The sequence below is a fragment of the Sanguibacter suaedae genome, from assembly GCF_016342785.1.
Taxonomy (GTDB): Bacteria; Actinomycetota; Actinomycetes; order Actinomycetales; family Cellulomonadaceae; genus Sanguibacter; species Sanguibacter suaedae.
Map to the genome: position 1 here is coordinate 41619 of NZ_JAEINH010000013.1, position 23622 is coordinate 65240.

Here is a 23622-nt window from a genome sequence, read left to right on the forward strand (position 1 = left end):
GCACCATGAGTACCGACGCACCAACCCCCACCGGCCCGACCGTCCGCCGGACGGCCACCACCCTGGCCGACGGGCGTGACCTGTTCTACTTCGACGACTCCGAGCCGTACGTCTCGGGGCAGGCGACCCGTCGCCTCGACGACCCGCGCCCCCTGCCGGGCCGCTACGACCCGATCGTCACCACGGGCCCGGACGGCGCGGAGACGACGCAGCCCGTCACCGGCCCCACCATGCGGTACGACGTGCTCACGGGCGAGTGGGTGCCGCACGCCGCGCACCGCATGAACCGCACGCACCTGCCCCCGGCGGACGCGAACCCGCTCGCCCCCGCCAGGCCGGGCGCGGCGTACTCCGACGGGGAGATCCCCGCGGAGGACTACGACGTCGTCGTCTTCGAGAACCGTTTCCCGTCGCTCATGCGCGTCCCCGGCACCACGGACGAGGTGACGCACCTGGACGGTGAGGAGCTGTGGCAGGTCCGCCCGGCCGTCGGGCGCTGCGAGGTCATCTGCTTCTCCCCGGACTCCACCCAGTCCCTGTCGACGGTGGGGACGCGCCGCATGCGCACCATCATCGAGGCGTGGGCCGACCGCACGAGCGAGCTGAGCGCCGTCGAGGGCATCGAGCAGGTCTTCTGCTTCGAGAACCGCGGCCAGGAGATCGGCGTCACCCTCCACCACCCGCACGGGCAGATCTACGCCTACCCGTACCTCACGCCCAAGACGGAGGTCATGCTCCGTCAGGCGCGCGCCCACCGGGAGCGCACCGGCCGCAACCTCCTGCGCGACGTCCTCGACGCCGAGCTGCGGGCCGGGCGCCGAGTCGTCCTCGAGTCCGAGCACTGGGTCGCGTACGTGCCCGCCGCGGCACGCTGGCCCATCGAGATCCACCTCGCCCCCCGGCGCGACGTCGCCGACCTGCCGGCCCTCACCGACGAGGAGCGCGCTGACCTCGCGGACGTGTACCTCGACCTCCTGGGCCGCATGGACCGCTTCTTCCCGCCCGCGGAGGACGGCACGCCGACGCGCGCCCCGTACATCGCGGCGTGGCACCAGGCACCCGTGGGCGAGGGCCGTGATGACCTGCGCCTCCACCTGCAGCTGTTCTCCATCCTCCGCGCACCGGGGAAGCTCAAGTACCTCGCGGGCTCGGAGTCCGGCATGGGCGCGTGGATCAGCGACACGACGCCGGAGCGCATCGCGGACCGGCTCGTGCAGCTCGGCGCCGGGACGGAGGAGTCGTGAGCGAGTTCCCCGCGGAGTGGCTCGACGCGTGGAGCGTCGAGGACGGGTCGCAGGCCGCGACCACCTTGTTCGCCGACGTCTTCGGTGAGCAGCCCGACGGTGTGTGGTCCGCGCCCGGGCGCGGCAACCTCATCGGTGAGCACACCGACTACAACGGCGGCTTCGTGCTCCCGTTCGCCCTGCCGCACCGGACGTACGTCGCCCTGCGGCGCCGCGACGACGGCCGGGTGCGCCTGTCGTCCGCGCAGGAACCCACCCCCTGGGAGGGCACCCTCGCGGACGTCGTCCCGGGCGGTGTGGCGGGGTGGCCCGCGTACGTCGTGGGTGTGGCGTGGGCGCTGCGCGAGGCCGGGTACGACGTGGGCGGCTTCGACGCGGCCGTGACGTCGTGCGTCCCCTACGGCGCGGGCCTGTCGTCCTCCGCGGCCCTCGAGGCGAGCGTCGCAGTCGCCCTCGACGCCGTCCACGGCCTCGGCCTCGCCGGACCGGTGGACGCGGTGTCCGACGCGGGCCGCAAGGTCCTCGCCGCCGCGTGCATCCGGGCGGAGAACGAGATGGCGGGCGCGCCCACGGGCGGCATGGACCAGGCTGCGTCGCTGCGCGCGCAGGCCGGGCACGCGCTGCTCCTCGACTGCGTGAGCCTCGACGTGCGGCACATCCCCTTCGACCTCGCCGCCGACGACCTCGCGCTCCTCGTCATCGACACCCGGGCCGAGCACCAGTTGGTCGACGGCCAGTACGCGGCCCGCCGTGACACGTGCGAGACCGCCGCCCGGGTCCTCGGTGTGGGGACGCTGCGCGAGGTCACGGACCTCGACGCCGCACTCGCGACGCTCGCCGCACCGGGCGCCCTCGACGGCACGGGTCAGGACCCCGCCGTCGTCGCCCGCCGCGTGCGGCACGTGGTGACGGAGATCGAGCGGGTCCGCGAGGTCGTCGACCTCCTCGACTCCGGGCGCACCACCGCCGTGGGCCCCGTGCTCACCGCGGCCCACGAGTCCCTGCGCGACGACTACGAGGTGAGCTGCCACGAGCTCGACGTGGCCGTGGACTCCGCCGTCCAGGCCGGCGCGCTCGGTGGGCGCATGATCGGCGGCGGCTTCGGCGGGTCCGCCATCGCCCTCGTGCACGCCTCCGAGGTGGAGCAGGTCGCCGGCGACGTCGCGGCAGCCTTCGCGTCCGAGGGGCTCCGCGCCCCCGGCTTCCTCGTCGCGGTCGCCGCCGCACCGGCGGGCTGACCGGTGGTGGCACCCCGGGGGGACCGGGGTGCCACCGACCTGACGATCGACGACGGGGTGTGACGTGCCTCGCGGAGCCGTGCCGTCGAGGTCCTGCACGGAGCCCGGAGGCCTCCGTTCAGTCGATGATGCAGTAGACCTCCAGATCGACGACCGCTGCGACGGTCCCTTCGTAGAGGTCCGCGAACGCCGCGGCGTCGGCCGGATCGGTGAACGCGACGCCGATGCCCGCCTCGTTGATGTTCGGGAAGGACGTCTCGTCCCCGACCCCGGGCTGGCAGTACCCCGGGATCGGCGTGTCCGGGTAGCCGAGCTCGCGCAGGCTCGCCCGAGCCGCCTCGTCCTCCACGAAGGACAACCAGACGACGCTCTGACCGGTGCCCGGGTTGAGGAACGCGTGCATCGTGTCGAGGGCACGGGGCCACCCCGCTGCCTGGAGCGGGGTGGGGACGGACGCCCCCTCGGCGTCGATCCACACGTACCCCGCCTTCATCTGGATCGTGTGCGTCTCGTCCACCGGGCGCATGCCCTCGCCGCCGTACCCGGACCGGTCGGGTTCCGTCCGCGACGTCACCCGGTACGGCTGGTGGACCCATACCTCGTAACGCCCCTCGGGCAGAGGACCCGCCGCACCCCCCGGTCCGCACGCGAGGAGGCTCAGGCGACCGCTCGTCTCGGTGGTCGCGAGCGCCTCCATGTCGAAGGGCTCGACGGGCGGGTCCTCGACGGGCAGCGCACCGACCACCACACCGTCCCGCACGGCGACGAGCGTCGGCCGGGGAACGGTCCCGGAGAACCGCTGGAACAACGGGTTCCCGATGGTCAGCGGTACATCCACCCCTTCGGCAGCAGGCTGGACCGTGGCCAGATCGGCCCCCGTCGACGCACGGAACGTCTCCCTCTGGTCGGTGATCGCAGCACCGCACTGCGGCGCGGCCGCCGACGGGTCGAGCTCCGCGAGCTCGACGCCTGCATCAGGTGCGGCGACCGTCACGGGCCACGGCCCGCCCACGACGTCGTCCGTCCCCGCCCACGGCCCGTCGCCGATCGTCACCTCGAGCGCCGAGTAGGCCTCGTAGTCGCCGGCCGGGACGTCCACCGTCCCGTCGCACATCACCACGCGGTCGTCGACCAGGACGTGCCGCCCGTCCGGCTCGAGCGTGGCGTCCGGCGCGTCCACAGCTCCTCGGACGGGTTCGGCGACCACCGCTCCGTCCTGGACCAGGTACACGCCCGCGTTCTCCTCCAAGGTCAGGGTGAGCGTCTGGGACGTCGTGTTCGTCAGGTACGTGGGGATGATCGACGCCGCCTGGGGGTTGATGCTCCACGGCCCGTCCCCTTCGGCGGCGAGCTCGGTCTCCAGGTTCAGCGGGGTGCTGTACGGCTGGACGTCCCCCACCGGCTGACCGCACTCCAGGACGACGGACCCCACCGGGGCGGAGGGAGTCTCCGAGGGGCTCTCCGTCCCGTGACCCGGCGTGATCCGGTCGGGGAAGGCCGGTCGGTCGGAGTCGGACAGGAACGAGTACCCGAGCGCGGCGGCGGCGCTCGCGGTGAGCACACCGGCGGTGGTCGCGGCGGCGATGACGTAGGGGCGGTGCCTGCGGGTCCGGGCGACACGGTCGGTGACGGAGCCCACGAACGCGGGTGCGGGGGTGGCGTGGTCGGCGCCCGTGTCGGCGAGGTCGTGCAGCGACCGGCGCAGGTCGTGGTTCATGACTGGCTCCTCGGGGTCGCGTTGTCGGACCGGGCTGGTGGCTGGAAGGTCTTCATGGGGCTGGGGGTTGCCGCCGGTGCGGCAGGTCCCGGCTCGTCGGGCGTGTGAAGCGGCCCGAGGACGGTCGCGAGGCGGGCGTGCGCGTCGGACAGGTGACGTTTCACGGTCCCCTCGGCGCAGTCCAGGGTGGTCGCGATCTGGGGGACGGTGAGGTCCTCGAAGTAGCGCAGCACCACGCACGCGCGCTGCCGCGGGCTGAGCCCGTCGAGCGCGACGGCGACGTCCACCTGGGTGCTCGTCGCGAGCTCGGGCGACTCCTGGTGGTCCTTGATCCCCACGAGGTGCTTGATCCCGGACCACCTGCGGCGCCGCCGGTACCCGTCGAGGTAGATGGTGAGGATGGCCCGCCGGACGTACGCCTCGGCGTCGTCCGCAGCGGGCAGGTGCTTGCGCGCGTAGATCTTCACGAGCGCGTCCTGCACGAGGTCCTCGGCCTCGCGGACCGCGCCGCACAGCAGGTAGGCGTACCTGATGAGTGCACGGTGTCGGGTGCGCGCCAGGTGGTCCAGCGCGGATTCCCAGTCAGCCATGAAGGCCCCTTCTGGTGGTCGTCGTCGTCTCTCACCCTGCATGACGGAGAGCTCACCCCGTTCGTTGGGGGTGGTGAGGAACTTCTTTCCCGACGACCACCGGGGGAGTCAGTCCTCGGCGTCGTCCTCCCCGAGGACCGGCACGGGCTCGACGGTGATGTCCCCGACCCTCGTCACGACCGACACCAGCTCGTCCGCGGCGACGGCCTCGCCGGGAGTCCCGTCGGCGGCGACCGGCGTGCGGGTGTTGATCTGGTGGTCGTACGTCGCCCAGACCTCGTAGTCACCGGCCGGAAGGCGTGTCGGGCTGCCGGAGACGCTGGACCCGTCCTCGGCGGGGTCGCACGCCTCGAGCCATAGGTAGACCTCGGTCGTGGTTGAGGCGCTCGGGAGCATCGACACGGATTCCGTCGGATCCCAGGGGCGCAGGTCGAACCCGTCGAGAGAGTAGGTGCCCAGCGTGCTCGGTATCTGGCCGTGCTGCGTGCCGACCACGACTCCGTCGCGGACGGCGACGACGGACACAGGGGTCTGTGCGGTCCCCACGAGCTGGTCCGGGGAGGTGTTCGTCAGGCTCGCGCCGAAGGAGATCAGGTCGCCTGTCCGGGCGGTCTCCGGGAGGTCGTCGGTGGAGATCGCCAGGGAGCCGTCCCCGGTGCGCGCGGCGTCCGGGACGACGGCACCGCACCACGGCGCGGCCACATCCGGGTCGGCGGTCGCGAGCACGGGGTCCTCGATGGTGGGGACGTCGACCAACCACGGGCCGCCGACGAGGATCTCGTACGACTCCTTGTCCTTCACGCCCTGCACGGCAGCCAGGCCGTAGGCCGTGTACTCGCCCGGGGCGATGTCCGCCCGGGGATCGTCCCCGCAGGGCAGCAGGGTCCACCTGACGTCCGTGCTGCCACCTGCGGGTGTCGACTCGAGACCGAACCCGGGTGCGTTCGCCGTCGGGGGGGCCGGGGTGGCCACGACCACGCCGGCCTCGAGGAGGAAGTACCCCGGGTAGGTGCCCCGGACGATCCCGTGCGCGGTGCTCGTCCCGTTCTCGAGCAGCAGGTCCCCGAGAAAACGGCTGTGGTTCGGGTCGCTGGGGCTCGTCTCGGGGATCTCGGTGACGTGGTCGAGGGTGAGGTCCGTGGCCGTCTGCTCGGGGAGCGACGACTCCGGTGCCCCGCAGTAGGCGCGCGGGTTGAACCCGCCGCCGGGCATCCCGATGAGGTCGGGGACGTTCGCGACGACGGCATCCTCGACACGGTCCTCGACGAGGCGCTGGACGGCCCACGCCCCGCTCCCGGCGAGGACCACGGCCGCGGCGGTGGCGCCTGCGACGACGGCGGGCCGGCGTCGGCGCCGCCGTGCGGTGAGGCGGTCGAGGCTGGTGCGGATCATGGTCTCGGGCGGGGCGACCTGCCCGGCGCCGGTGTCGGCGAGGTCGGTGAGGGATCGGCGGAGCTCGTGGTTCATGACAGTCTCCTCGAGGGGGCCGTGCTCGGTTGTGCGGGGGCGAACCGGTGCGGGGTGGCGGGGTCGCGCGGCGCGACCGGTGGTGGTTCGTCGTCCTCGACGAACGGCCCGAGGAGGCCGCGGAGGGCGGCGTGCGCGTCGAAGAGGTGGCGTTTCACGGTGCCCGACGCGCACCCCAGGCGGTCGGCGACCTGCGCGACGGTGAGGTCCTCGTAGTAGCGCAGCACCACGCACGCCCTCTGGCGCGGCGTGAGGGCGTCGAGGGCGACGGCCACGTCGAGCTGATCGGCCGATGCGATGTCGGCGGCCTCCTGGCGGTCGCTCGCCCCGACGAGGTGCCGGATGCCCGACCACCGGCGTCGTCGCCGGTACCCGTCCAGGTAGATGGTGAGCATCGCGCGACGCACGTACGTCTCCGCCGCACCCGACGCCGGTGGCTTCCGGGAGTCGAACACCTTGACGAGGGCGTCCTGGACGAGGTCCTCGGCCTCCCGTGCGTTGCCGCACAGCAGGTAGGCGTGCCCGGCCAGGGCGCGGTGCCTGGTGCGCACCAGCTCGGTCAGGTCGGAGTCCCTGTCGGGCATCGGCTCCCTCTCGTCGTCCCGGGACCACCGACCCGCCAAGGCGGGTCGGTGGTCGTCTCATACGGTCAGGACGCTCGAGCGGCCCGGAACGTTGGGTCGTGACCAGGGTCAGTCGAAGTGGCAGAACACCTCGCCCTCCACGATCCCGACCACGTTCATCCCGGCGAGCTCCACCCACCGTTCCGCGTCGGCACGCGACGCGAAGAAGAGTGCGACGCCCCACGCGTCCCACTCGCCTGGCTGCGGGTCGGGGACGCCCAACACTTCGTAGGCCGACAATTGGCACATGAACGGTGTCTGGGTCACCTCGTACCCCAGCGCCGCGAGCTCGGCCTGTGCCGCCTCGAGGACCGGGTGGTCGCCACCACCCGTCGCTTCCGCCGGCGGGATGACCGCGAACCACACCGCCGTCGTCCCCGGGTTCTGCCCCTGGAACGCGACGGCCTCGTCGACCGGCTCGGGCCACACCTCGTCGACGGACTCCCCGCCGCCCGACCCGCCGGACGGTGCGTCGGGCGCACCGTCGTCCGGTGCCTCCACGACCGGGTCCGGCGCGGGGACCGTCACGGCCCACGGACCGCCGACCACGTCGTTGGTGCCGGCCCACGGCCCTCCGACGACCGTCACCTCGAGCGCCGCGTACGCCTGGTAGTCGCCCGGGCGGACGTCCACGCTCCCGTCGCACATGACCACACGGCCGTCGAGCAGGATCTGCCGCTCGTCCGGCTCGAGCGTGACGTCCGGGGCATCCACCGCGCCGCGGACGGGTTCGGCGACCACCACCCCGTCCTGCACGAGATGCACGCCAGCGTTCTCCTCCAGGGTGAGGTCGAGCGACTGGGACGTCGTGTTCCTCAGGTACGTCGGGATGATCGACGCCGCCTGGGTGTTGATGGTCCACGGGCCCTCACCTGAGGCCGTGAGCTCGCTCTCCACGCTCAACGGCGTGGTGAGCACAGGCCGGTCGTCGACCGGTGCACCGCACTCGAGGCTCAACGGCTCGGGTGTCGGCACCTCCGTCGGTTCGGCGGAGGGCTCCGGTGCGTCGGGTCGCGGTGCGCTGATGACGTCGGGGACCTCGCGGCGTTCGTCGCCTCCGACGAGCTGCACCGCGGCGAACGCGGTTCCGCCCACGAGGGCGAGGCCGCCGAGGGTGGAGCCGATGACGAGCGTCGGCCGGCGGCGGCGGACGTCGCGGATGCGCTGGGCGACGGTGCGGTGGACCTGCTCGGGCGGTGCCGCCTGGGCGACGGCGTCGTCGACGGCTCGGTCGAGCGAGGTGTGGAGGTCGTCGTTCACTGGTGGCTCCTCTGCTCGGTGGTGGTTCGTGGGTCGGCGGGGCGGTGGTCCGTGTCGCGGGCCGCTGCGGGGGCGAGGTCGGCGAGCAGGTGCCGGAGGGTGGCGTGCGCGTCGTGCAGGTGGCGGCTCACCGTGCCCTCGGCGATGCCGAGCTCGGCGGCGACCTGCGCGACCGTGAGGTCGTCGAGGTGGCGCAGCGCCACGCAGGCGCGCTGGCGTGGTGGGAGGCGCTGCATCGCGGCCGTGATGTCGAGCAGGTCGCCGGTCGCGGCGTCGGTGCTCTCCCGGCGGTCGGCCGTGCCCACGAGGTGCCTGATGCCCGCCCAGCGGCGTCGTCGGCGGTAGGCGTCGAGGTAGAGCGTGAAGATCGCCTTGCGGACATACCCCTCGCCGGCCTCGCGTTGCGGGACGGACCTGCGCGAGAACACCTTGACGAGGGCGTCCTGCACCAGGTCCTCCGCCTCCCGCACGTCGTTGCACAACAGGTAGGCGTACCCGAGGAGGGCGCGGTGCCGTGTGCGCACCAGCTCTCCCATCGCCTGTTCCCAGTCCTCCATGTGTCCTGCTCCCCTTGTCCTCGGTGACCGTCACTGTTCATGACGCGCGACGGCCCCAGAACCTTGGGGCGGGTCCTGCGCCGCACCCCCGCGCTCCTTCGGCCACCGTGCCAGATGTCCGGTTCGTGCGTAGACTGCCGGACACCTCACGACGCCGTGTGACGTACGTCACTACGACGTCGTCTCTCGCAGTCGTCAAGGAGGACGGATGCTCGAGCTCGGAACCACCAGCGTCGTCATCGTCAGCGTCATCGCCGCAGTGGGGGCGCTCTGCCTCGTCGTCGCGGTCGTCCTGCGCCGCCAGGTGCTCGCCGCCGACGAGGGCACCACCGCGATGCAGACCATCGCCCTCGCCATCCAGGAGGGTGCGTCGGCGTACCTCAGCAGACAGTTCCGCACCCTCGCGCTCTTCGCGGTCGTCGTGTTCGGGCTCCTCTTCCTGCTCCCCGGCGACACGGGCGTCCGCGTCGGACGCTCCGTCGCCTTCCTCGTCGGCGCCGGCTTCTCCGCCGCCATCGGGTACCTCGGCATGTGGCTCGCCGTCCGCGCGAACGTCCGCGTCGCCGCCTCCGCGCTGCGGCCCGGCGCGCGCGCGGAGGGAGCGCGCATCGCGTTCCGCACCGGGGGAGTGGTCGGCATGTGCGTGGTCGGCCTGGGGCTCCTCGGTGCGGCCGGCGTCGTCCTCCTCTTCCGGGCCGACGCGCCCGCCGTCCTCGAGGGCTTCGGTTTCGGCGCAGCCCTCCTCGCGATGTTCATGCGGGTCGGTGGCGGCATCTTCACCAAGGCCGCCGACGTGGGCGCCGACCTCGTGGGCAAGGTCGAGCAGGGCATCCCCGAGGACGACCCCCGGAACGCCGCGACCATCGCCGACAACGTCGGCGACAACGTGGGCGACTGCGCGGGTATGGCCGCCGACCTCTTCGAGTCGTACGCCGTGATGCTCGTCGCCGCGCTCATCCTCGGGCGCGCCACCATGGGCGAGCAGGGCCTCGTGTTCCCGCTGATCGTCACCGCCGTCGGGGCCGTGGTCGCCGTCGTGGGCGTCGCCATCACCCGGGTGCGGGGCACGGAGAGCGGCCTGCGGGCCATCTACCGCGGCTTCTACCTCTCCGCGCTCCTCGGCGCGGTGCTCGCCGCCGTCGCCGCCTACCTCTACCTGCCCGCGACGTTCGCGGAGTCCCCCGGGACGGCGGACCTGGGGGACGTCGGCAGCGACCCGCGCCTCGTCGCCAGCCTCGCCGTGGTCCTCGGTGTCGTCCTCGCCGGGGTGATCCTCTGGGTCACCGGCTACTTCACGGGGACCACGTCCAAGCCCACCCTGCACGTCGCCGCCACGTCGCGCACCGGTGCCGCGACCGTCGTCCTCTCCGGCATCGGGGTGGGGTTCGAGTCCGCCGTGTACACGTCGGGCATCATCGCCGCCACCATCTGCGGGGCGTTCCTCCTCGCGGGCGGGTCCGTGTGGCTGTCGTTGTTCCTCGTAGCCCTCGCCGGGTGCGGGCTGCTCACCACCGTCGGCGTCATCGTCGCCATGGACACCTTCGGTCCGGTGTCCGACAACGCCCAGGGGATCGCGGAGATGTCGGGCGACGTCGACGACGCCGGGGCGCAGGTCCTCACCGACCTCGACGCCGTCGGCAACACGACCAAGGCCATCACCAAGGGAATCGCCATCGCCACCGCGGTCCTCGCCGCGACGGCGCTCTTCGGGTCGTACGCCGACGCCGTGAACGAGGCCCTGCACGACGTCGGCGAGCGCGCCGCCCCCAGCGGCATCGTCGCCTCGATGCTCAGCTTCGAGATCATCTCGCCCGTCACCCTCGTGGGCGTCATCCTCGGCGCCGCCACCGTCTTCCTGTTCTCCGGCCTCGCCATCGACGCCGTGACCCGGGCGGCGGGCGCCATCGTCCTCGAGGTGCGCCGCCAGTTCCGGGAGCACCCGGGCATCATGACGTACGACGAGCGTCCCGAGTACGGGCGCGTCGTGGACATCTGCACCCGCGACTCGCTGCGCGAGCTCGCCACCCCCGGTCTCCTCGCGGCCTTCGCGCCCATCGCCGTGGGGTTCGGCCTCGGCGTGGGTCCTCTCGCGGGCTTCCTCGCCGGTGCCATCGGGGCGGGCGTGCTCATGGCCGTGTTCCTCGCCAACTCGGGCGGCTCGTGGGACAACGCGAAGAAGATCGTCGAGGACGGCCGCCACGGCGGCAAGGGGTCGCCCGCCCACGAGGCCGTCGTCATCGGCGACACCGTCGGCGACCCCTTCAAGGACACCGCAGGCCCCGCCATCAACCCGCTCATCAAGGTCATGAACCTCGTCGCCGTCCTCGTGGCCCCGGCGGTGGTCGCCATGAGCGTCCCCGACGACGCGAACCACGTCCTGCGCATCGGCATCGCCGTCGTCGCCGCCGGGATCGCCGTCGCCGCGATCGTCCTCAGCCGGTTGCGCGTGGCCCGCATCGACGCCGGGGCCGACGACGAGCCCCTCGCCGGGGCGGGCGCCGCTCCCGACGTGCGAGGCCCGGGGCCGCGCACCACGATGGACCCATGACGCACCCGAACGACGCCCCGGACGCAGAGCACCAGGTGCCCGACGGCGTGAGCGACGCCGCCGTCGAGGCCGTCGGCAAGATCACCGCCGCCCTCGAGGTCGTCGAGCACGCCCGCGGCATGCTCTACGCCTTCCACCGCCTCACCGGTCGTGCCGACAACGAGCTCGCCGACGCCCTCGACCAGCTCGAGGCCGCCGGGCACGCCGACCTCGCCGAGCGCGTCCGCGCGGACCTCGTGGGCCGCAACGTCATCGACGGCCGGTGGACGTTCCAGGTGGTCGAGGACTACGACGACTCCTACTGGTCCACGTTCCGCGGGTGGGAGCAGACCGTGCGCGACGAGGTCCTCGACGGACGGCGCCACGTCTACGAGGCGCAGATGAAGGAACGCAACCGCACGAACGGCCGCCCCGGTCACGAGGCCCGCCCCACCTCCACCACCTGACGCCTGCCGGGACGGGGGAGCCGGACGGCCTCGCCCCGGCACCTAGACTCGAGGCATGCACTGCTCGTACCACGAGGCGCAGCGCTGCGGGTCGTGCACGCTGATCGAGCAGCCCTACGCCGTCCAGCTCACCGGAAAGCAGCGGCACGCGCAGACGCAGCTCGGGGACCCTGACGACCTCGAGTGGCTGCCGCCCGTGGCGAGCCCCGAGGCCGGGTTCCGCAACAAGGCCAAGATGGTCGTCGGCGGCACCACCGCAAATCCCACCCTCGGGATCCTCGACGCCACCGGTCACGGGGTGGACCTCCGTGGCTGCGGCCTGCACACGCCCGGCATCCAGGCGGCGCTGCCCGCGCTCGCGGACTTCGTGGGCGCCGCCCGCCTCGCCCCGTACGACGTCCCCTCGCGGCGTGGTGAGCTGAAGAACCTCCTGCTCACCGAGTCGCCCGACGGAGAGCTCATGCTGCGGTTCGTCACCCGCTCCCAGGAGCCGGTGACGCGCATCCGCAAGCACCTGCCCACCCTCCACGACGCGCTGCCCACGCTGCGCGTCGTGTCCGTGAACCTCCTCCCCGAGCACCGCGCCGTCGTCGAGGGCGACCGGGAGATCGTGCTGACCGAGGCGCAGACCCTGCGGATGCGGGTCAACGACGTCGACCTCCACCTGCGTCCCCAGAGCTTCTTCCAGACGAACACCGACGTCGCCGCAGCCCTGTACCGCCAGGCGCGCGCGTGGGTGGGGGAGCGGTCCCCGTCGTCCGTGTGGGACCTGTACTGCGGGGTGGGCGGGTTCGCCCTGCACTGCGCGGAGCCCGGCCGCGAAGTCGTGGGCATCGAGACGAGCGCGGAGGCCGTGGCCAGCGCGCGCCTCTCGGCCGCGGAGGCCGGGCACGGTGCGGTGTTCGAGGCGGGCGACGCGACGGTCTTCGCGCTGGGCGCTCCCGCGGCGCCGGAGCTCGTCGTCGTCAACCCGCCCCGGCGGGGCATCGGCCCCGAGCTCAGCCGGTGGCTCGAGGAGTCGTCCGTGGAGCACGTCGTCTACTCGAGCTGTCACGCCGGGTCCCTCGCGCGCGACCTGGCCGCCATGCCCTCGCTGCGCCCGCGACGGGCCCAGGTGCTCGACATGTTCCCGCAGACCACGCACTCCGAGGTCCTCACGCTCCTCGAGCGGGCCTGACAGGCCGGACCTAGGGTGAGGCGCATGACGGCACAGGACCCCGCGACCACCCCTGCGGCCGAGCCCGAGCCCGAGCCCAGCCGCCCGTTGCGCGTGCTCAGCTACAACATCAAGGAGCTCAAGGTCGACGAGGACGCCGTCGTCGACGTCCTGCGCGCCTCGGGGGCCGACGTCGTCGCCGTCCAGGAGGCCACCCGGCACCCCACGGGTCGTCGACGCATGCGCCGGCTCGCCGCCCGTGCGGGGATGCGCTGCGTCGTCCCCGGAGGCGGGCCGTTCGGCTCCTTCACGACTGCCGTCCTCGTCTCGCCCGGGACGGAGGCGCGCGTCGTGCGCGCCGTGGGCCGCCCGCTGCCGTGGAGGTGGTGGTACCGCCGCGCGCGCCTCGTGTGGCCCACCCGCCGCGGGTACGCCCTCGTCGACCTCGGTGACGTGGTCGTCCTCAGCGTCCACCTGGGCCTCGACGCCCGTGAGCGGGCCGACCACTGCGCCCGGCTCCTCGACGTCGTCGACCGCCTCGGTGCGGAGCGGTGCGTCGTCGCGGGCGACCTCAACGAGACGCCCGACGGTCCCAGCTGGCAGACGCTCGGGACCCGCCTGCGCGACGCCGGGGCCGCCACGGACGAGGTGACGTTCTCGGTCGCGAACCCGCGCCGACGCATCGACGCCGTGCTCGTCGGGAGCGCCGTGGCCGTGGAGGCCGTCGGGGTCGTGACCAGCGACGCAGCCCGGAGGGGGAGCGACCACCTGCCACTCCTGGCCCACCTGCGCGTCATGTCCTGACCGGGACGGTGGGGAGTCCTCCCCGTGGCACCCGGTTGCAGCACCGCACCACGGGGCCGGAGGATGAGCGCATGACAACCCACACGAACCGCAAGACCTTCGCGGCCGCCTCCGGTGCCGCGGTCCTCGTCGCGACCCTCCTCACCGGGTGCGGGGGCGGCGGCGGCGACCTCGAGGCCTTCTGCGCGGACGTGGAGTCCGTCCAGTCCGCCGGGTTCCTCGAGGACCTCGACTACACGGACAGCGACGCGGTCGACGCGGCCGTCGCGGACGCCCGCGAGGAGGTCCAGAACATCGAGCCGCCGAGCGACATCGAGGACGACTGGGAGACCCTCTCCGGCGCGATGGACGAGATGTACGGAGCGATGGAGGGCCTCGACTTCACCGACCCCGAGCAGGCGGAGGAGATGACCGCCGCCATGGAGAAGATCGACACCGAGGGCGTCAACGAGGCGAGCGACAACGTCGACGCGTTCATCGAGGAGGAGTGCTCGGCCGCCGAGTGACCCGAGCCGCTCCACCGACGAGGCCGCACCCCACGGGTGCGGCCTCGTCCGCGTCCCGGCCGTCGTCGCGATCCCGGAGGCCGCTCCCGGGTGCGCGATCATGGGAACCATGTCGAACACACCGTCCGCGGACCCCGGGCTCGTCGACCGCCTGCGGGCGGACCTCCACCGCAGCGGCTACACCGTCGACGGCGTCGAGGACGTCCTCGGCCCCCTCGCCGCCGCGGCCCTGCACCGCGAGAACGCCCTGCCCGCCCTCCGTGCCACCGCCGGCGCACCCCAGGACCCGAGGGCCGTCCTCGCGCGCCTCCTCGTCCTCGGCGCCCCCGTCCCCGTGGCGTCCCTCGACGCAGCCCTGCCGACGCTCGGCACCGACGGCGCCCAGGCCCTCGGGCTCGTCGAACGCTCCGGCGCGGCGCCCGACGACACCGTCCGCGCCCTCGTCGACCTACGCCCCTACGCGGCCGTCGACGCCGCAGGCCCCGTCACCTGGTGGCTCGCCTCCGACCTCGGGGAGCTCGCCACCGGCCGCCGCCTCGCCGCCGACCACGTCCTCGGCGCCGGCGGCGCCTCGACCACCCTCGCCCAGGTGACCGTCCGCGAGCACCGCGAGCGCGTCCTCGACCTCGGCACCGGCTGCGGCATCCAGGCGCTCCACGCCGCCCGGCACGGCGACCACGTCGTCGGCACCGACATCTCGCGGCGAGCGCTGGGCTTCGCCCGCTTCAACGCCGCCCTCCACGGCACCGCGCTGGACCTGCGCCACGGGTCCATGCTCGAGCCCGTCGCCGGCGAGGAGTTCGACCTCGTCGTCTCCAACCCGCCGTTCGTCATCACCCCGCGCGCCGCCGGGGGCGAGGGGGGCGCCGACGGTCAGGGCGGTCTCCCCGCGTACGAGTACCGCGACGGCGGCCGCTCCGGCGACGACCTGGTCCGCGACCTCGTCACCGGCGTCGGCACCCACCTCGCCCCCGGCGGCGTCGCGCAGCTCCTCGGCAACTGGGAGCACCGCCGCGGCGAGGACTGGCGCGACCGCGTCGGCGCGTGGCTCGACGGCACCGGCCTCGACGCGTGGGTGATCCAGCGAGAGGTGCAGGACCCGGCCGAGTACGCCGAGACGTGGATCCGCGACGGCGGCACCACCCCGGAGCGCGAGCCCGCCGGGTGGGCGCACGCGTACGGGGCGTGGCTCGACGACTTCGCGTCCCGCGACGTCGAGGCCGTCGGCTTCGGCATCGTCACCCTCCGCCGCCCCGCCGACGGCCGCGCACCCTCCCTGCGCCGTCTCGAGGAGCACACCGGCTCCGTGCGCCAGCCCCTCGGCGCACACCTCGCCGCGAGCCTCGCCGCCCACGACTGGCTCGAGGCCCGCGACGACGCCGCGCTCGCCGCCGCCCACCTCCTGGTCGCCGCTGACGTCTCCGAGGAGCGGTACCACACGCCCGGTGCGAGCGACCCGAACGTCGTCGTCGTCCGCCAGGGCGACGGGCTCGGCCGCGGGGTGCAGGCGTCGACGGGGCTCGCCGCCCTCGTCGGGGCGTGCGACGGCGAGCTGGCCGTGGGGCGGATCGTCGGTGCCCTCGCGTCGCTCCTCGACGTGGGCTCCGCGGACCTCGCCGCCGAGCTCCTGCCCGCGGTCCGCGGCCTGGTGCGCGACGGGTTCCTCGTCCCAGCGACCTGAGCCCCCCACCCGCACCACCATCCACCCGTCCTGTCGACGACGCCTCCTTCGGATCCGCACACTCCTGGCATACCGTTGCCCCGTGACGACCGACCCCTTCCCGCGCTCCCGCACCGCCGGTGACCAGCCAGGACACTGGTTGTGGTCCGACGGCGAGCAGTCGCGACCCGCCACGCGCCCCGCGACGACGACCGCACACACGGGCCGCGGTGCCCGCCGCGTGGGCTGGTTCCTCCGGGCCTCCTGCCTCGTGGCGGCGCTCGCGGGCGCGCTCGGCGTCGTGGCCACCTGGCGGTTCTTCGTGGCGACCCTCCTCGGTCAGCAGCTCGACGACCTCGCCTTCCAGGGGGCCGAGCACGGGCGCACCGAGCTGTGGCGGCTCGCGGAGCCCGTCCTCGACGTCGTCTCGGTCGGTTTCGTGGTCGTCGGGGTGAGCGTCGCGATGGGCATCGCCCTCATCCGGCGTCGCTGGCCGCTCGCCATCCAGGTGGCCGTCCTCGTGCTCGGCGCCAACCTCACCACGCAGGTGCTCAAGAAGTTCGTCCTCGACCGTCCCCGCCTGGGCTTCAGCGACTTCGGGAACTCCCTGCCGAGCGGGCACACCACGGTGGCCGCCTCGGTGTCCGTGGCGCTCGTCCTCACCCTGCCCCGCCGGGGCCGTGCGGCCGCCGCGATCCTCGGGGCGGCCTACACGGCCGCCACGGGCATCTCCACCCTCGTCGGCCAGTGGCACCGTCCGAGCGACGTCATCGCCGGCCTGTGCGTCGTCCTGTTCTGGGGTGCGGCGGTGAGCGCCTTCGCAACGAGCTCGACGCTCGACCCGGTCCGCAACAAGCCGGTGCACCCCACCGACGGCGTCTCCGCGACACGGTGGGTCGTCACCCTCCTCGCCGTCGCCGCCGTCGCGACCGGTGCCGTGGCCGCCTGGGCCCTCGCCCGCACGGCCGACGTCATCGAGACGGGAGTGGCCACGACGCACCGCACGGAGCTCATCGCGTACCTCGGCGGGGCGTGCGGGGTGGTGGCCGTGACGGCGGTCCTCGTCGCGGTCCTCCTCGCGCTCCGGCAGGCCGTCGCGGACCCCCGGTGACGGCGTTTCCGGTGTGACGCCGCCGCGGACAGGCCGTAGGCTGCCGAGTCGGACCACTTGAACGACCGTCCACGATCCGCACCCGTCACGGAAGCAGGCCTCTGAATGTCCGCTGGTCGCAAGCTCGTCATCGTGGAGTCGCCCGCCAAGGCGCGCACGATCGCCGGTTACCTCGGCGACGACTACGAGGTCGAGGCGAGCGTCGGGCACATCCGCGACCTGCCCCAGCCGTCCGAGCTCCCGGTCGAGATGAAGAAGGGCCCGTTCGGCCGTTTCGCCGTCGACGTCGACGGCGACTTCGAGCCCTACTACGAGGTCTACGCGGACAAGAAGAAGAAGGTCGCGGAGCTCAAGAAGGCGCTGAAGAGCGCGGACGAGCTCTACCTCGCGACCGACGAGGACCGCGAGGGCGAGGCCATCGCGTGGCACCTGCTCCAGGAGCTCAAGCCCAAGGTCCCCGTGAAGCGCATGGTGTTCCACGAGATCACCCGCGAGGCCATCAACCGTGCGCTCGAGAACACCCGCGAGCTCGACGACCGCCTCGTCGACGCCCAGGAGACCCGCCGCATCCTCGACCGTCTCTACGGCTACGAGGTGTCGCCCGTGCTGTGGCGCAAGGTCCGCCAGGGCCTGTCCGCGGGGCGCGTGCAGTCCGTCGCGACGCGCCTCGTGGTGGAGCGCGAGCGCGAGCGGATGGCCTTCGTGGCGGCCGACTACTGGGACGTGTCGGGTGAATTCACGACGGTCGCCGGGGACGACGCGGGTGAGTGGTTCACGGCGCGCCTCGTCCAGGTCGACGGCGCGCGCGTCGCCTCCGGACGAGACTTCGACGACTCCGGCCGCCTCAAGGCGCCGCAGGGCGTCGTGCAGCTCGACGAGGCCGCGGCGAGGGCTCTCGTCACGGCCCTCGCCGACCGGCCCGGTGCGGTGCGCAGCCTCGACACCAAGCCGTACACGCGCAAGCCGGCCGCGCCCTTCACGACGTCCACCCTCCAGCAGGAGGCGTCGCGCAAGCTCCGCATGAGCTCCCGCCAGGCCATGCGCACCGCGCAGTCGTTGTACGAGAACGGCTACATCACGTACATGCGGACCGACTCGCCGTCGCTGTCGGCGCAGGCGACCGACGCCGCGCGCCGCCAGGCCGCGGAGCTCTACGGCCCGGAGTTCGTGCCGGGGTCCCCGCGGGTCTACACGTCGAAGAACAAGGGTGCGCAGGAGGCCCACGAGGCGATCCGCCCGGCGGGGGACTCGTTCCGCACGCCCGCGCAGGTCTCCAAGGAGATCAGCGGCGACCAGTTCAAGCTGTACGAGCTCATCTGGAAGCGCACCGTCGCGTCGCAGATGGCCGACGCCCGGGGCTCGACGGCCTCGGTGCGCCTCGGCGTGACGGGCACGCTGCCCTCGGGCGCCCCGACCATCGGCGACGTCGCCGCCGGGGGCACCACGGACGCCGTGTTCGCCGCGTCGGGCACGGTCATCACGTTCCGCGGGTTCCTCGCGGCGTACGAGGAGGGCCGGGACACCGAGCGCTACGAGGAGGGCTCGGAGGACGCCGCGAAGGCGAAGAAGCCGGGCGACGTGCGCCTCCCGCAGATGGCCGAGGGCGACGCCCTCGACGCCCGCGACCTGCACGCCGACGGCCACTCGACGTCCGCACCCCCGCGCTACACGGAGGCGAGCCTCGTGAAGGCCCTCGAGGAGCGCGGCATCGGCCGGCCGTCCACGTACGCGTCGACGATCTCCGTCATCCAGGACCGCGGGTACGTCCTCAACCGCGGTCAGGCCCTCGTGCCCAGCTGGTTGGCGTTCGCCGTGATCCGGCTGCTGGAGGAGCACTTCGGCCAGCTCATCGACTACGACTTCACCGCCGGCATGGAGGCCGACCTCGACGCGATCGCCGCGGGCTCCAAGGAGCGCGTCCAGTGGCTCACCCAGTTCTACTTCGGGGTAGACAGCGACGGCGTGGTGGGCGAGGGGCTGCGGCAGCTCGTCGAGGACCTCGGCGACATCGACGCCCGCGAGATCAACTCGGTGGCCATCGGCGAGGGCATCACGCTGCGCGTGGGCCGGTACGGGCCGTACATCGAGGACACGGCCGCGGAGGTCGAGGAGGGCCAGAACCCGCCCCGGGCGTCGGTGCCCGACGACGTCGCGCCCGACGAGCTCACGGTCGCGAAGGCCCGCGAGCTCCTCGAGACCCAGGGCGACGGTGACATCGTCCTCGGCGAGGACCCGTCCACGGGGACGACCATCGTCGCCAAGGCGGGGCGCTACGGCCCGTACGTCACGGAGCTGCTGCCGGAGCCCGAGTTCGAGGAGGGCCTCTCGGCGGCCGCCCTGAAGCGCGCCAAGGCCGCGCTGCCCAAGCCGCGCACCGCGTCGCTGCTCAAGACCATGTCGCTGCAGACGGTGACCCTCGACGACGCCCTGCAGCTCCTGTCGCTCCCGCGCGTGGTCGGCACGGACCCCGAGACGGGTACCGAGATCACGGCGCAGAACGGCCGCTACGGCCCGTACCTCAAGCGCGGCACGGACTCCCGCACCCTGCCCAGCGAGGAGGCCATGTTCACGGTCACCCTCGAGGAGGCCCTCGCCATCTACGCGCAGCCCAAGAGGGGACGCGGCGCCACGGCGGCACCGCCTCTCAAGGAGCTCGGCGAGGACCCGACGTCGGGCAAGCCCATCGTCATCAAGGACGGCCGCTTCGGGGCGTACGTCACGGACGGCACCACCAACCGGACGCTGCCCAAGGACGTCACCATCGAGGCGATCACCCACGAGCAGGCCGTGGAGCTCCTCGCGGAGAAGCGGGCCAAGGGCCCGGTGAAGAAGACCACGAGGGCGTCGACCGCGAAGAAGGCACCCGCCAAGAAGACCCCGGCCAAGAAGCCCGCCGCGAAGAAGACGACCACGAAGAAGACCACCGAGTCCTAGCAGGTCGGGTCGGCTAGCGTGGTGCCATGACACCGAGCACCGTCGCCCAGTCCAGCACGTCCACCGACCTGTCCGGCCTCGTCCCGTCTCCCCTCGAGGCCCCGGCGATCCGCTGGGGCGTGCTCGGCGCCGGGGGCATCGCCGGCACGTTCGCCCGCGCGGTGACGACCGAGACCGCGTCACGCGTGGCGGCCGTCGGGTCGCGCGACTCGGCGCGGGCCAAGGCCTTCGCCGACGCGAACCTCGGTCCCGACGCGGCGACCGTCCACGTCCACGACACCTACGAGGCGCTCGTCGCCGACCCGGACGTCGACGCCGTGTACGTCGCGACCCCGCACTCCCACCACCGCGACCACGCGCTCCTCGCGATCCGCGCGGGCAAGCACGTCCTCGTCGAGAAGGCCTTCACGCGCAACGCGGGCGAGGCCGAGGAGGTCCTCGCCGCCGCCCGCGAGGCCGGGGTCTTCGTCATGGAGGCCATGTGGACGAGGTTCCTGCCGCACGTCGCGGCACTGCGCGCCGCGCTCGCCCGCGGCGAGATCGGCGACGTCGTGTCGCTCGTCGCCGACCACGGCCAGCTGTTCCCCCTCGACCCGACGCACCGCCTCTACGACCGTGACCTCGCCGGCGGCGCGCTCCTCGACCTGGGTGTCTACCCGGTGTCGTTCGCCCACGACATCCTCGGGGTCCCCGAGAGCGTCACGGCCGTCGGGCAGCTCACCGAGACGGACGTCGACGGGCAGATCTCCATGGTCCTCGACTACGCGTCGGGCGCCCAGGCCCTCCTGCACACCACCCTGTGGTCGCGCACCCCCACCACCGCGACCATCTCGGGGACCCTCGGGCGCATCGAGGTCGAGGGCGCCTTCTACGCCCCGACGTCGTTCCGTGTCGTCGGCTTCGACGGCTCGGTCCGCACCTACGAGCGCCCGGCGGTCAAGGGCCTCGAGTTCGAGGCGGCGGAGGTTGCCCGGCGGATCACCGCGGGGGACACGCAGTCCCCGCGCATGACGTGGGACGGCACCCTCGAGGTGATGCGCACCATGGACGAGGTGCGGCGCCAGGTGGGCGTGACGTACCCGGGCGAGCAGGAGTCCCGGTGAGCGTCGTGCCCGACGCCGTCCCGGACCCCCGGGAGGCGCCCCCGCTCCGGTGGGGGGTCCTCGGTGCGGGGTACATCGGTGGGTCGTTCGTCGACGCCGTCACGCGGTACACGCAGGGCGAGGTCATCGCCGTGGGGTCGCGGGACATCCACAAGGCGTCGAAGTTCGCCGCGGACCACCACGTGCCGCGCGCGTACGGCTCCTACGAGGAGCTCGTCACGGACCCGGACGTCGACGCCGTGTACGTCGCCACACCCCACTCGCACCACTGCGACCATGCCCTGCTCGCCATCGGTGCCGGCAAGCACGTCCTCGTCGAGAAGGCCTTCACGCGCAACGCGGCGGAGGCCCGTCGCGTGGTGGAGGCGGCGCGCACCGCGGGCGTGTTCTGCATGGAGGCGATGATGACGCGCCACCTGCCGCACGTCGCCGCGCTCCGTGAGGTCCTCGCCCGGGGCGACATCGGTGAGGTGCGGGAGGTCCGTGCCGGGTTCGACGTGCAGAGCCCGTACGACGCCACCCATCGCATGTACGACCCGGCCCTCGCCGGCGGTGTCCTCCTCGACCTCGGCATCTACCCGTTGTCGTTCGTCGTGGACCTCCTCGGCACGCCCGACGAGGTCCGTGCCACGGCGCTCCTCGCCCCCACGGGCGTCGACGTCCACGACGTCCTCTCCCTGCGGTACCGGCACGACGCCCTCGCGGTGCTCACCACGTCGGTGCGGGCGGCGTCCCCGTCGGTCGCGACCATCATCGGCACCGAGGGCCGGATCGACGTGGCAGCCGAGTACTTCGTGCCGACGACGTTCACGGTGACCACCGCGGACGGGACGGTGTCGGAGCTCGACGGCAGGCCGCGCGACGAGGACGGCGTGCCGTTCACGGAGGGCAAGCAGTACGAGGCCGCGGAGGTCGCCCGCTGCATCGCCGAGGGGCTCACCGAGAGCCCCCGGATGACGCTCGACCAGACCCTGGCGCTCATGGAGATCATGGACGACGTGCGCGCCCAGGTCGGGGTGGTCTACCCGGGGGAGTGACCGTCGTCGTCCGCGCTGACGACGTAGCTGCGGCCGTCGGGACCGACGACGCGCCGCAGCCCGGTGCGGAGCGTCGCGTCGCGCTCCCGCTCTGCGTCGTTCGCGGAGCGCACGGGGCTCGCGGTGCTGCCCACCTGGGCGGGACCGAAGATCGGCAGGAGCTTCTCGGTGAGACGCATGCCCCACGTCTTGCGGGTGCTCATGCGGCCCGCCCGGTTGCATCGGTGATCCGGAGCGTGCCGTCGGCCTCGACGACCACCCGCACGTCGGCGAGCCCCGCGGCGTGCGCGTCGGCGTCGAGGTCGGCGAGGTCGTGCGTGCCGTCGACGGCGAGCGTGGCGCACCCGGCGGCCCGCGCCGACGCGAGCCCGGCGGGTGCGTCCTCGACGACGAGGCACCGTACGGGGTCCACGCCGAGGCGCCGGGCGCCGAGGACGAAGGGCTCCGGGGCGGGCTTGCCGCGGGTCACGTCGTCGGCCGTGACGACGACGGGTGGGACTGTGATCCCGGCTGCCTCGATGCGGGCGATCGCGAGGTCGTGCGTGCACGACGTGACGATGGCGTGGCGCTCCGCCGGGAGCGACGCGAGGAGGTCGGTGACGCCGGCCAGGAGCTCGACGCCCGTCGTGTCGGAGAGCTCGATCTCCATGATGCGGGCCACGGCCTCCTCGACGCGCTCGGGTGCCACGAGCTCCTCGACGAGCGACCGCGCGGGCGTGCCGTGCGAGATGCGGAACGTCTCGGGGTCGTAGCCGTACTCCCCGGCCCACCGTGCCCAGCTCCGGTCGACGGCTGCGATCGAGCTGATGAGCGTGCCGTCCATGTCGAAGAGGATCGCGTCGAAGGTGCGGCCCTCGAAGGCCGTGGCGGGGGTGAGCATGCCTCCACGGTAGGCCAGTCCCGGCCCGCGCCGCTCGTGTCGTGGCGCGCGGCTAGGGTTGCCCCCGTGACTTCCCACGGTACCGACGGCTTCTTCGTGTCCTTCGAGGGTGGCGACGGGGTGGGCAAGACCACCCAGTCCCGCCTCCTCGGCGAGTGGTTGGCCCGCGTCACCGGGCGGGACGTGGTCCGGACCCGCGAGCCCGGCGGCACCGACCTCGGCCTCGTGCTGCGCCGCGAGATCCTCCACGGCCAGGACATGGACCCGCGCACCGAGGCGCTCCTCTACGCGGCCGACCGCGCCCACCACGTCGCGTCCCTCGTGCGGCCCGCACTGGAGCGCGGCGACGTCGTCATCACCGACCGGTACCTCGACTCCTCCGTCGCCTACCAGGCCGGCGGCAGGACGCTGTCCGTCGACGAGGTCGAGAACCTCTCCCTGTGGGCGACCGACGGCCTCCTGCCCGACGCGACGGTCCTCCTCGACCTCGACCCCACGGTCGGCGCCTCACGACTCACCGCGGCACCGGACCGCCTGGAGCGGGCGGGCGACGAGTTCCACCGGCGCACCCGGCAGGCGTACCTCGACCGCGCCGCCCAGGACCCGGCACGCTGGGTGGTCCTCGACGCGTCCGGCACGGTCGACAGCATCCACGCCGCGGTCTGCGCCGCGGTCGCCGAGCGGCTCGGCCTCACGGGAGTCCCGCTCCCTGGCGAGCCCCTGTCCGACGAGGTGGGCTGA

The 23622-nt window shown here is 73.3% G+C and carries 21 protein-coding genes; 13 read left to right on the top strand and 8 right to left on the bottom strand.

Annotated features, from left to right (window positions below; translation table 11 throughout):
* The first annotated feature begins 5 nt into the window (after positions 1-5).
* Together galT and galK are read left to right on the top strand one after the other, a co-directional pair.
* The gene (gene galT, locus JAV76_RS13320; protein ID WP_198734563.1) at positions 6-1244 is read left to right on the top strand and encodes a galactose-1-phosphate uridylyltransferase; all 1239 of its coding nucleotides are present in this window, start codon (positions 6-8) and stop codon (positions 1242-1244) included.
* Positions 1241-2482, top strand: coding sequence for a galactokinase (gene galK / locus JAV76_RS13325; protein ID WP_198734564.1), 1242 nt, complete (start codon positions 1241-1243; stop codon positions 2480-2482). The genes galT and galK overlap by 4 nt, the downstream gene beginning before the upstream one ends.
* A gap of 118 nt (positions 2483-2600) precedes the next feature.
* Here galK and JAV76_RS13330 read toward each other — a convergent pair whose 3' ends face one another.
* The 6 genes from JAV76_RS13330 to JAV76_RS13355 form a co-directional block, all read right to left on the bottom strand.
* Positions 2601-4199, bottom strand: a complete 1599-nt coding sequence (locus JAV76_RS13330) for a hypothetical protein (RefSeq protein WP_198734565.1) — start codon at positions 4197-4199, stop codon at positions 2601-2603.
* Positions 4196-4789, bottom strand: a complete 594-nt coding sequence (locus tag JAV76_RS13335) for a sigma-70 family RNA polymerase sigma factor (RefSeq protein WP_198734566.1) — start codon at positions 4787-4789, stop codon at positions 4196-4198. The genes JAV76_RS13330 and JAV76_RS13335 overlap by 4 nt, the downstream gene beginning before the upstream one ends.
* Before the next feature lie 108 nt (positions 4790-4897).
* Entirely contained in the window at positions 4898-6256 is a 1359-nt protein-coding gene (locus JAV76_RS13340; RefSeq protein WP_198734567.1) for a hypothetical protein, read from the bottom strand.
* Positions 6253-6840 (bottom strand): sigma-70 family RNA polymerase sigma factor, encoded by a 588-nt coding sequence (locus tag JAV76_RS13345; RefSeq protein ID WP_198734568.1) that lies wholly within the window; start codon positions 6838-6840, stop codon positions 6253-6255. The genes JAV76_RS13340 and JAV76_RS13345 overlap by 4 nt, the downstream gene beginning before the upstream one ends.
* 108 nt (positions 6841-6948) lie before the next feature.
* Positions 6949-8139: a hypothetical protein gene (locus JAV76_RS13350; RefSeq protein ID WP_198734569.1), complete on the bottom strand. Its 1191-nt coding sequence runs from the start codon at positions 8137-8139 to the stop codon at positions 6949-6951.
* Positions 8136-8696: an RNA polymerase sigma factor gene (locus JAV76_RS13355; RefSeq protein ID WP_198734570.1), complete on the bottom strand. Its 561-nt coding sequence runs from the start codon at positions 8694-8696 to the stop codon at positions 8136-8138. Before JAV76_RS13355 ends, JAV76_RS13350 begins: the two co-directional genes overlap by 4 nt.
* Before the next feature lie 208 nt (positions 8697-8904).
* On the opposite strand from JAV76_RS13355, the gene JAV76_RS13360 reads away from it, so the two are divergent.
* From JAV76_RS13360 to JAV76_RS13405, 10 genes are all read left to right on the top strand, one after another.
* Complete coding sequence (locus tag JAV76_RS13360) at positions 8905-11244, top strand: sodium-translocating pyrophosphatase (RefSeq protein WP_198734571.1); 2340 nt, start codon at positions 8905-8907, stop codon at positions 11242-11244.
* Complete coding sequence (locus JAV76_RS13365) at positions 11241-11690, top strand: hypothetical protein (protein WP_198734572.1); 450 nt, start codon at positions 11241-11243, stop codon at positions 11688-11690. The genes JAV76_RS13360 and JAV76_RS13365 overlap by 4 nt, the downstream gene beginning before the upstream one ends.
* A gap of 55 nt (positions 11691-11745) precedes the next feature.
* Positions 11746-12867 (top strand): 23S rRNA (uracil(747)-C(5))-methyltransferase RlmC, encoded by a 1122-nt coding sequence (rlmC, locus tag JAV76_RS13370; RefSeq protein WP_198734573.1) that lies wholly within the window; start codon positions 11746-11748, stop codon positions 12865-12867.
* Between the two features lie 24 nt (positions 12868-12891).
* Positions 12892-13650: an endonuclease/exonuclease/phosphatase family protein gene (locus JAV76_RS13375; protein ID WP_198734574.1), complete on the top strand. Its 759-nt coding sequence runs from the start codon at positions 12892-12894 to the stop codon at positions 13648-13650.
* Positions 13651-13721: 71 nt separating this feature from the next.
* Complete coding sequence (locus tag JAV76_RS13380) at positions 13722-14156, top strand: hypothetical protein (RefSeq protein ID WP_198734575.1); 435 nt, start codon at positions 13722-13724, stop codon at positions 14154-14156.
* 109 nt (positions 14157-14265) lie between these two features.
* Complete coding sequence (locus JAV76_RS13385; protein WP_198734576.1) at positions 14266-15837, top strand: DUF7059 domain-containing protein; 1572 nt, start codon at positions 14266-14268, stop codon at positions 15835-15837.
* Between the two features lie 82 nt (positions 15838-15919).
* On the top strand, positions 15920-16927 hold the full coding sequence (locus tag JAV76_RS13390) for a phosphatase PAP2 family protein (RefSeq protein WP_307844237.1): 1008 nt from the start codon (positions 15920-15922) through the stop codon (positions 16925-16927).
* Between the two features lie 105 nt (positions 16928-17032).
* Complete coding sequence (topA, locus tag JAV76_RS13395; protein ID WP_198734577.1) at positions 17033-19861, top strand: type I DNA topoisomerase; 2829 nt, start codon at positions 17033-17035, stop codon at positions 19859-19861.
* A 26-nt stretch (positions 19862-19887) separates the two neighbouring features.
* Positions 19888-20964: a Gfo/Idh/MocA family protein gene (locus JAV76_RS13400; protein WP_198734578.1), complete on the top strand. Its 1077-nt coding sequence runs from the start codon at positions 19888-19890 to the stop codon at positions 20962-20964.
* Positions 20961-22001 (top strand): Gfo/Idh/MocA family protein, encoded by a 1041-nt coding sequence (locus JAV76_RS13405; protein WP_198734579.1) that lies wholly within the window; start codon positions 20961-20963, stop codon positions 21999-22001. The genes JAV76_RS13400 and JAV76_RS13405 overlap by 4 nt, the downstream gene beginning before the upstream one ends.
* Here the strand turns inward: JAV76_RS13405 and JAV76_RS13410 are convergent.
* Both JAV76_RS13410 and JAV76_RS13415 read right to left on the bottom strand, forming a co-directional pair.
* Positions 21986-22204 carry a hypothetical protein gene (locus tag JAV76_RS13410; RefSeq protein WP_198734580.1) on the bottom strand — a complete coding sequence of 73 codons (219 nt, stop codon included), beginning with the start codon at positions 22202-22204 and terminating at the stop codon, positions 21986-21988. The two genes, JAV76_RS13405 and JAV76_RS13410, sit on opposite strands and share 16 nt — an antisense overlap.
* Complete coding sequence (locus JAV76_RS13415; RefSeq protein WP_198734581.1) at positions 22201-22881, bottom strand: HAD-IA family hydrolase; 681 nt, start codon at positions 22879-22881, stop codon at positions 22201-22203. Before JAV76_RS13415 ends, JAV76_RS13410 begins: the two co-directional genes overlap by 4 nt.
* Before the next feature lie 66 nt (positions 22882-22947).
* On the opposite strand from JAV76_RS13415, the gene tmk reads away from it, so the two are divergent.
* The gene (gene tmk, locus JAV76_RS13420) at positions 22948-23622 is read left to right on the top strand and encodes a dTMP kinase (protein WP_198734582.1); all 675 of its coding nucleotides are present in this window, start codon (positions 22948-22950) and stop codon (positions 23620-23622) included.

Bases quoted from the DNA above. Each gene is read 5' to 3' on its own strand.
- galT (WP_198734563.1), top strand. From the start codon at position 6: ATGAGTACCGACGCACCAACCCCCACCGGCCCGACCGTCCGCCGGACG.
- JAV76_RS13330 (WP_198734565.1), bottom strand. From the start codon at position 4,199: ATGAACCACGACCTGCGCCGGTCGCTGCACGACCTCGCCGACACGGGC.
- JAV76_RS13335 (WP_198734566.1), bottom strand. From the start codon at position 4,789: ATGGCTGACTGGGAATCCGCGCTGGACCACCTGGCGCGCACCCGACAC.
- JAV76_RS13340 (WP_198734567.1), bottom strand. From the start codon at position 6,256: ATGAACCACGAGCTCCGCCGATCCCTCACCGACCTCGCCGACACCGGC.
- JAV76_RS13345 (WP_198734568.1), bottom strand. From the start codon at position 6,840: ATGCCCGACAGGGACTCCGACCTGACCGAGCTGGTGCGCACCAGGCAC.
- JAV76_RS13355 (WP_198734570.1), bottom strand. From the start codon at position 8,696: ATGGAGGACTGGGAACAGGCGATGGGAGAGCTGGTGCGCACACGGCAC.
- JAV76_RS13360 (WP_198734571.1), top strand. From the start codon at position 8,905: ATGCTCGAGCTCGGAACCACCAGCGTCGTCATCGTCAGCGTCATCGCC.
- JAV76_RS13365 (WP_198734572.1), top strand. From the start codon at position 11,241: ATGACGCACCCGAACGACGCCCCGGACGCAGAGCACCAGGTGCCCGAC.
- rlmC (WP_198734573.1), top strand. From the start codon at position 11,746: ATGCACTGCTCGTACCACGAGGCGCAGCGCTGCGGGTCGTGCACGCTG.
- JAV76_RS13375 (WP_198734574.1), top strand. From the start codon at position 12,892: ATGACGGCACAGGACCCCGCGACCACCCCTGCGGCCGAGCCCGAGCCC.
- JAV76_RS13380 (WP_198734575.1), top strand. From the start codon at position 13,722: ATGACAACCCACACGAACCGCAAGACCTTCGCGGCCGCCTCCGGTGCC.
- JAV76_RS13385 (WP_198734576.1), top strand. From the start codon at position 14,266: ATGTCGAACACACCGTCCGCGGACCCCGGGCTCGTCGACCGCCTGCGG.
- topA (WP_198734577.1), top strand. From the start codon at position 17,033: ATGTCCGCTGGTCGCAAGCTCGTCATCGTGGAGTCGCCCGCCAAGGCG.
- JAV76_RS13400 (WP_198734578.1), top strand. From the start codon at position 19,888: ATGACACCGAGCACCGTCGCCCAGTCCAGCACGTCCACCGACCTGTCC.
- JAV76_RS13410 (WP_198734580.1), bottom strand. From the start codon at position 22,204: ATGAGCACCCGCAAGACGTGGGGCATGCGTCTCACCGAGAAGCTCCTG.
- JAV76_RS13415 (WP_198734581.1), bottom strand. From the start codon at position 22,881: ATGCTCACCCCCGCCACGGCCTTCGAGGGCCGCACCTTCGACGCGATC.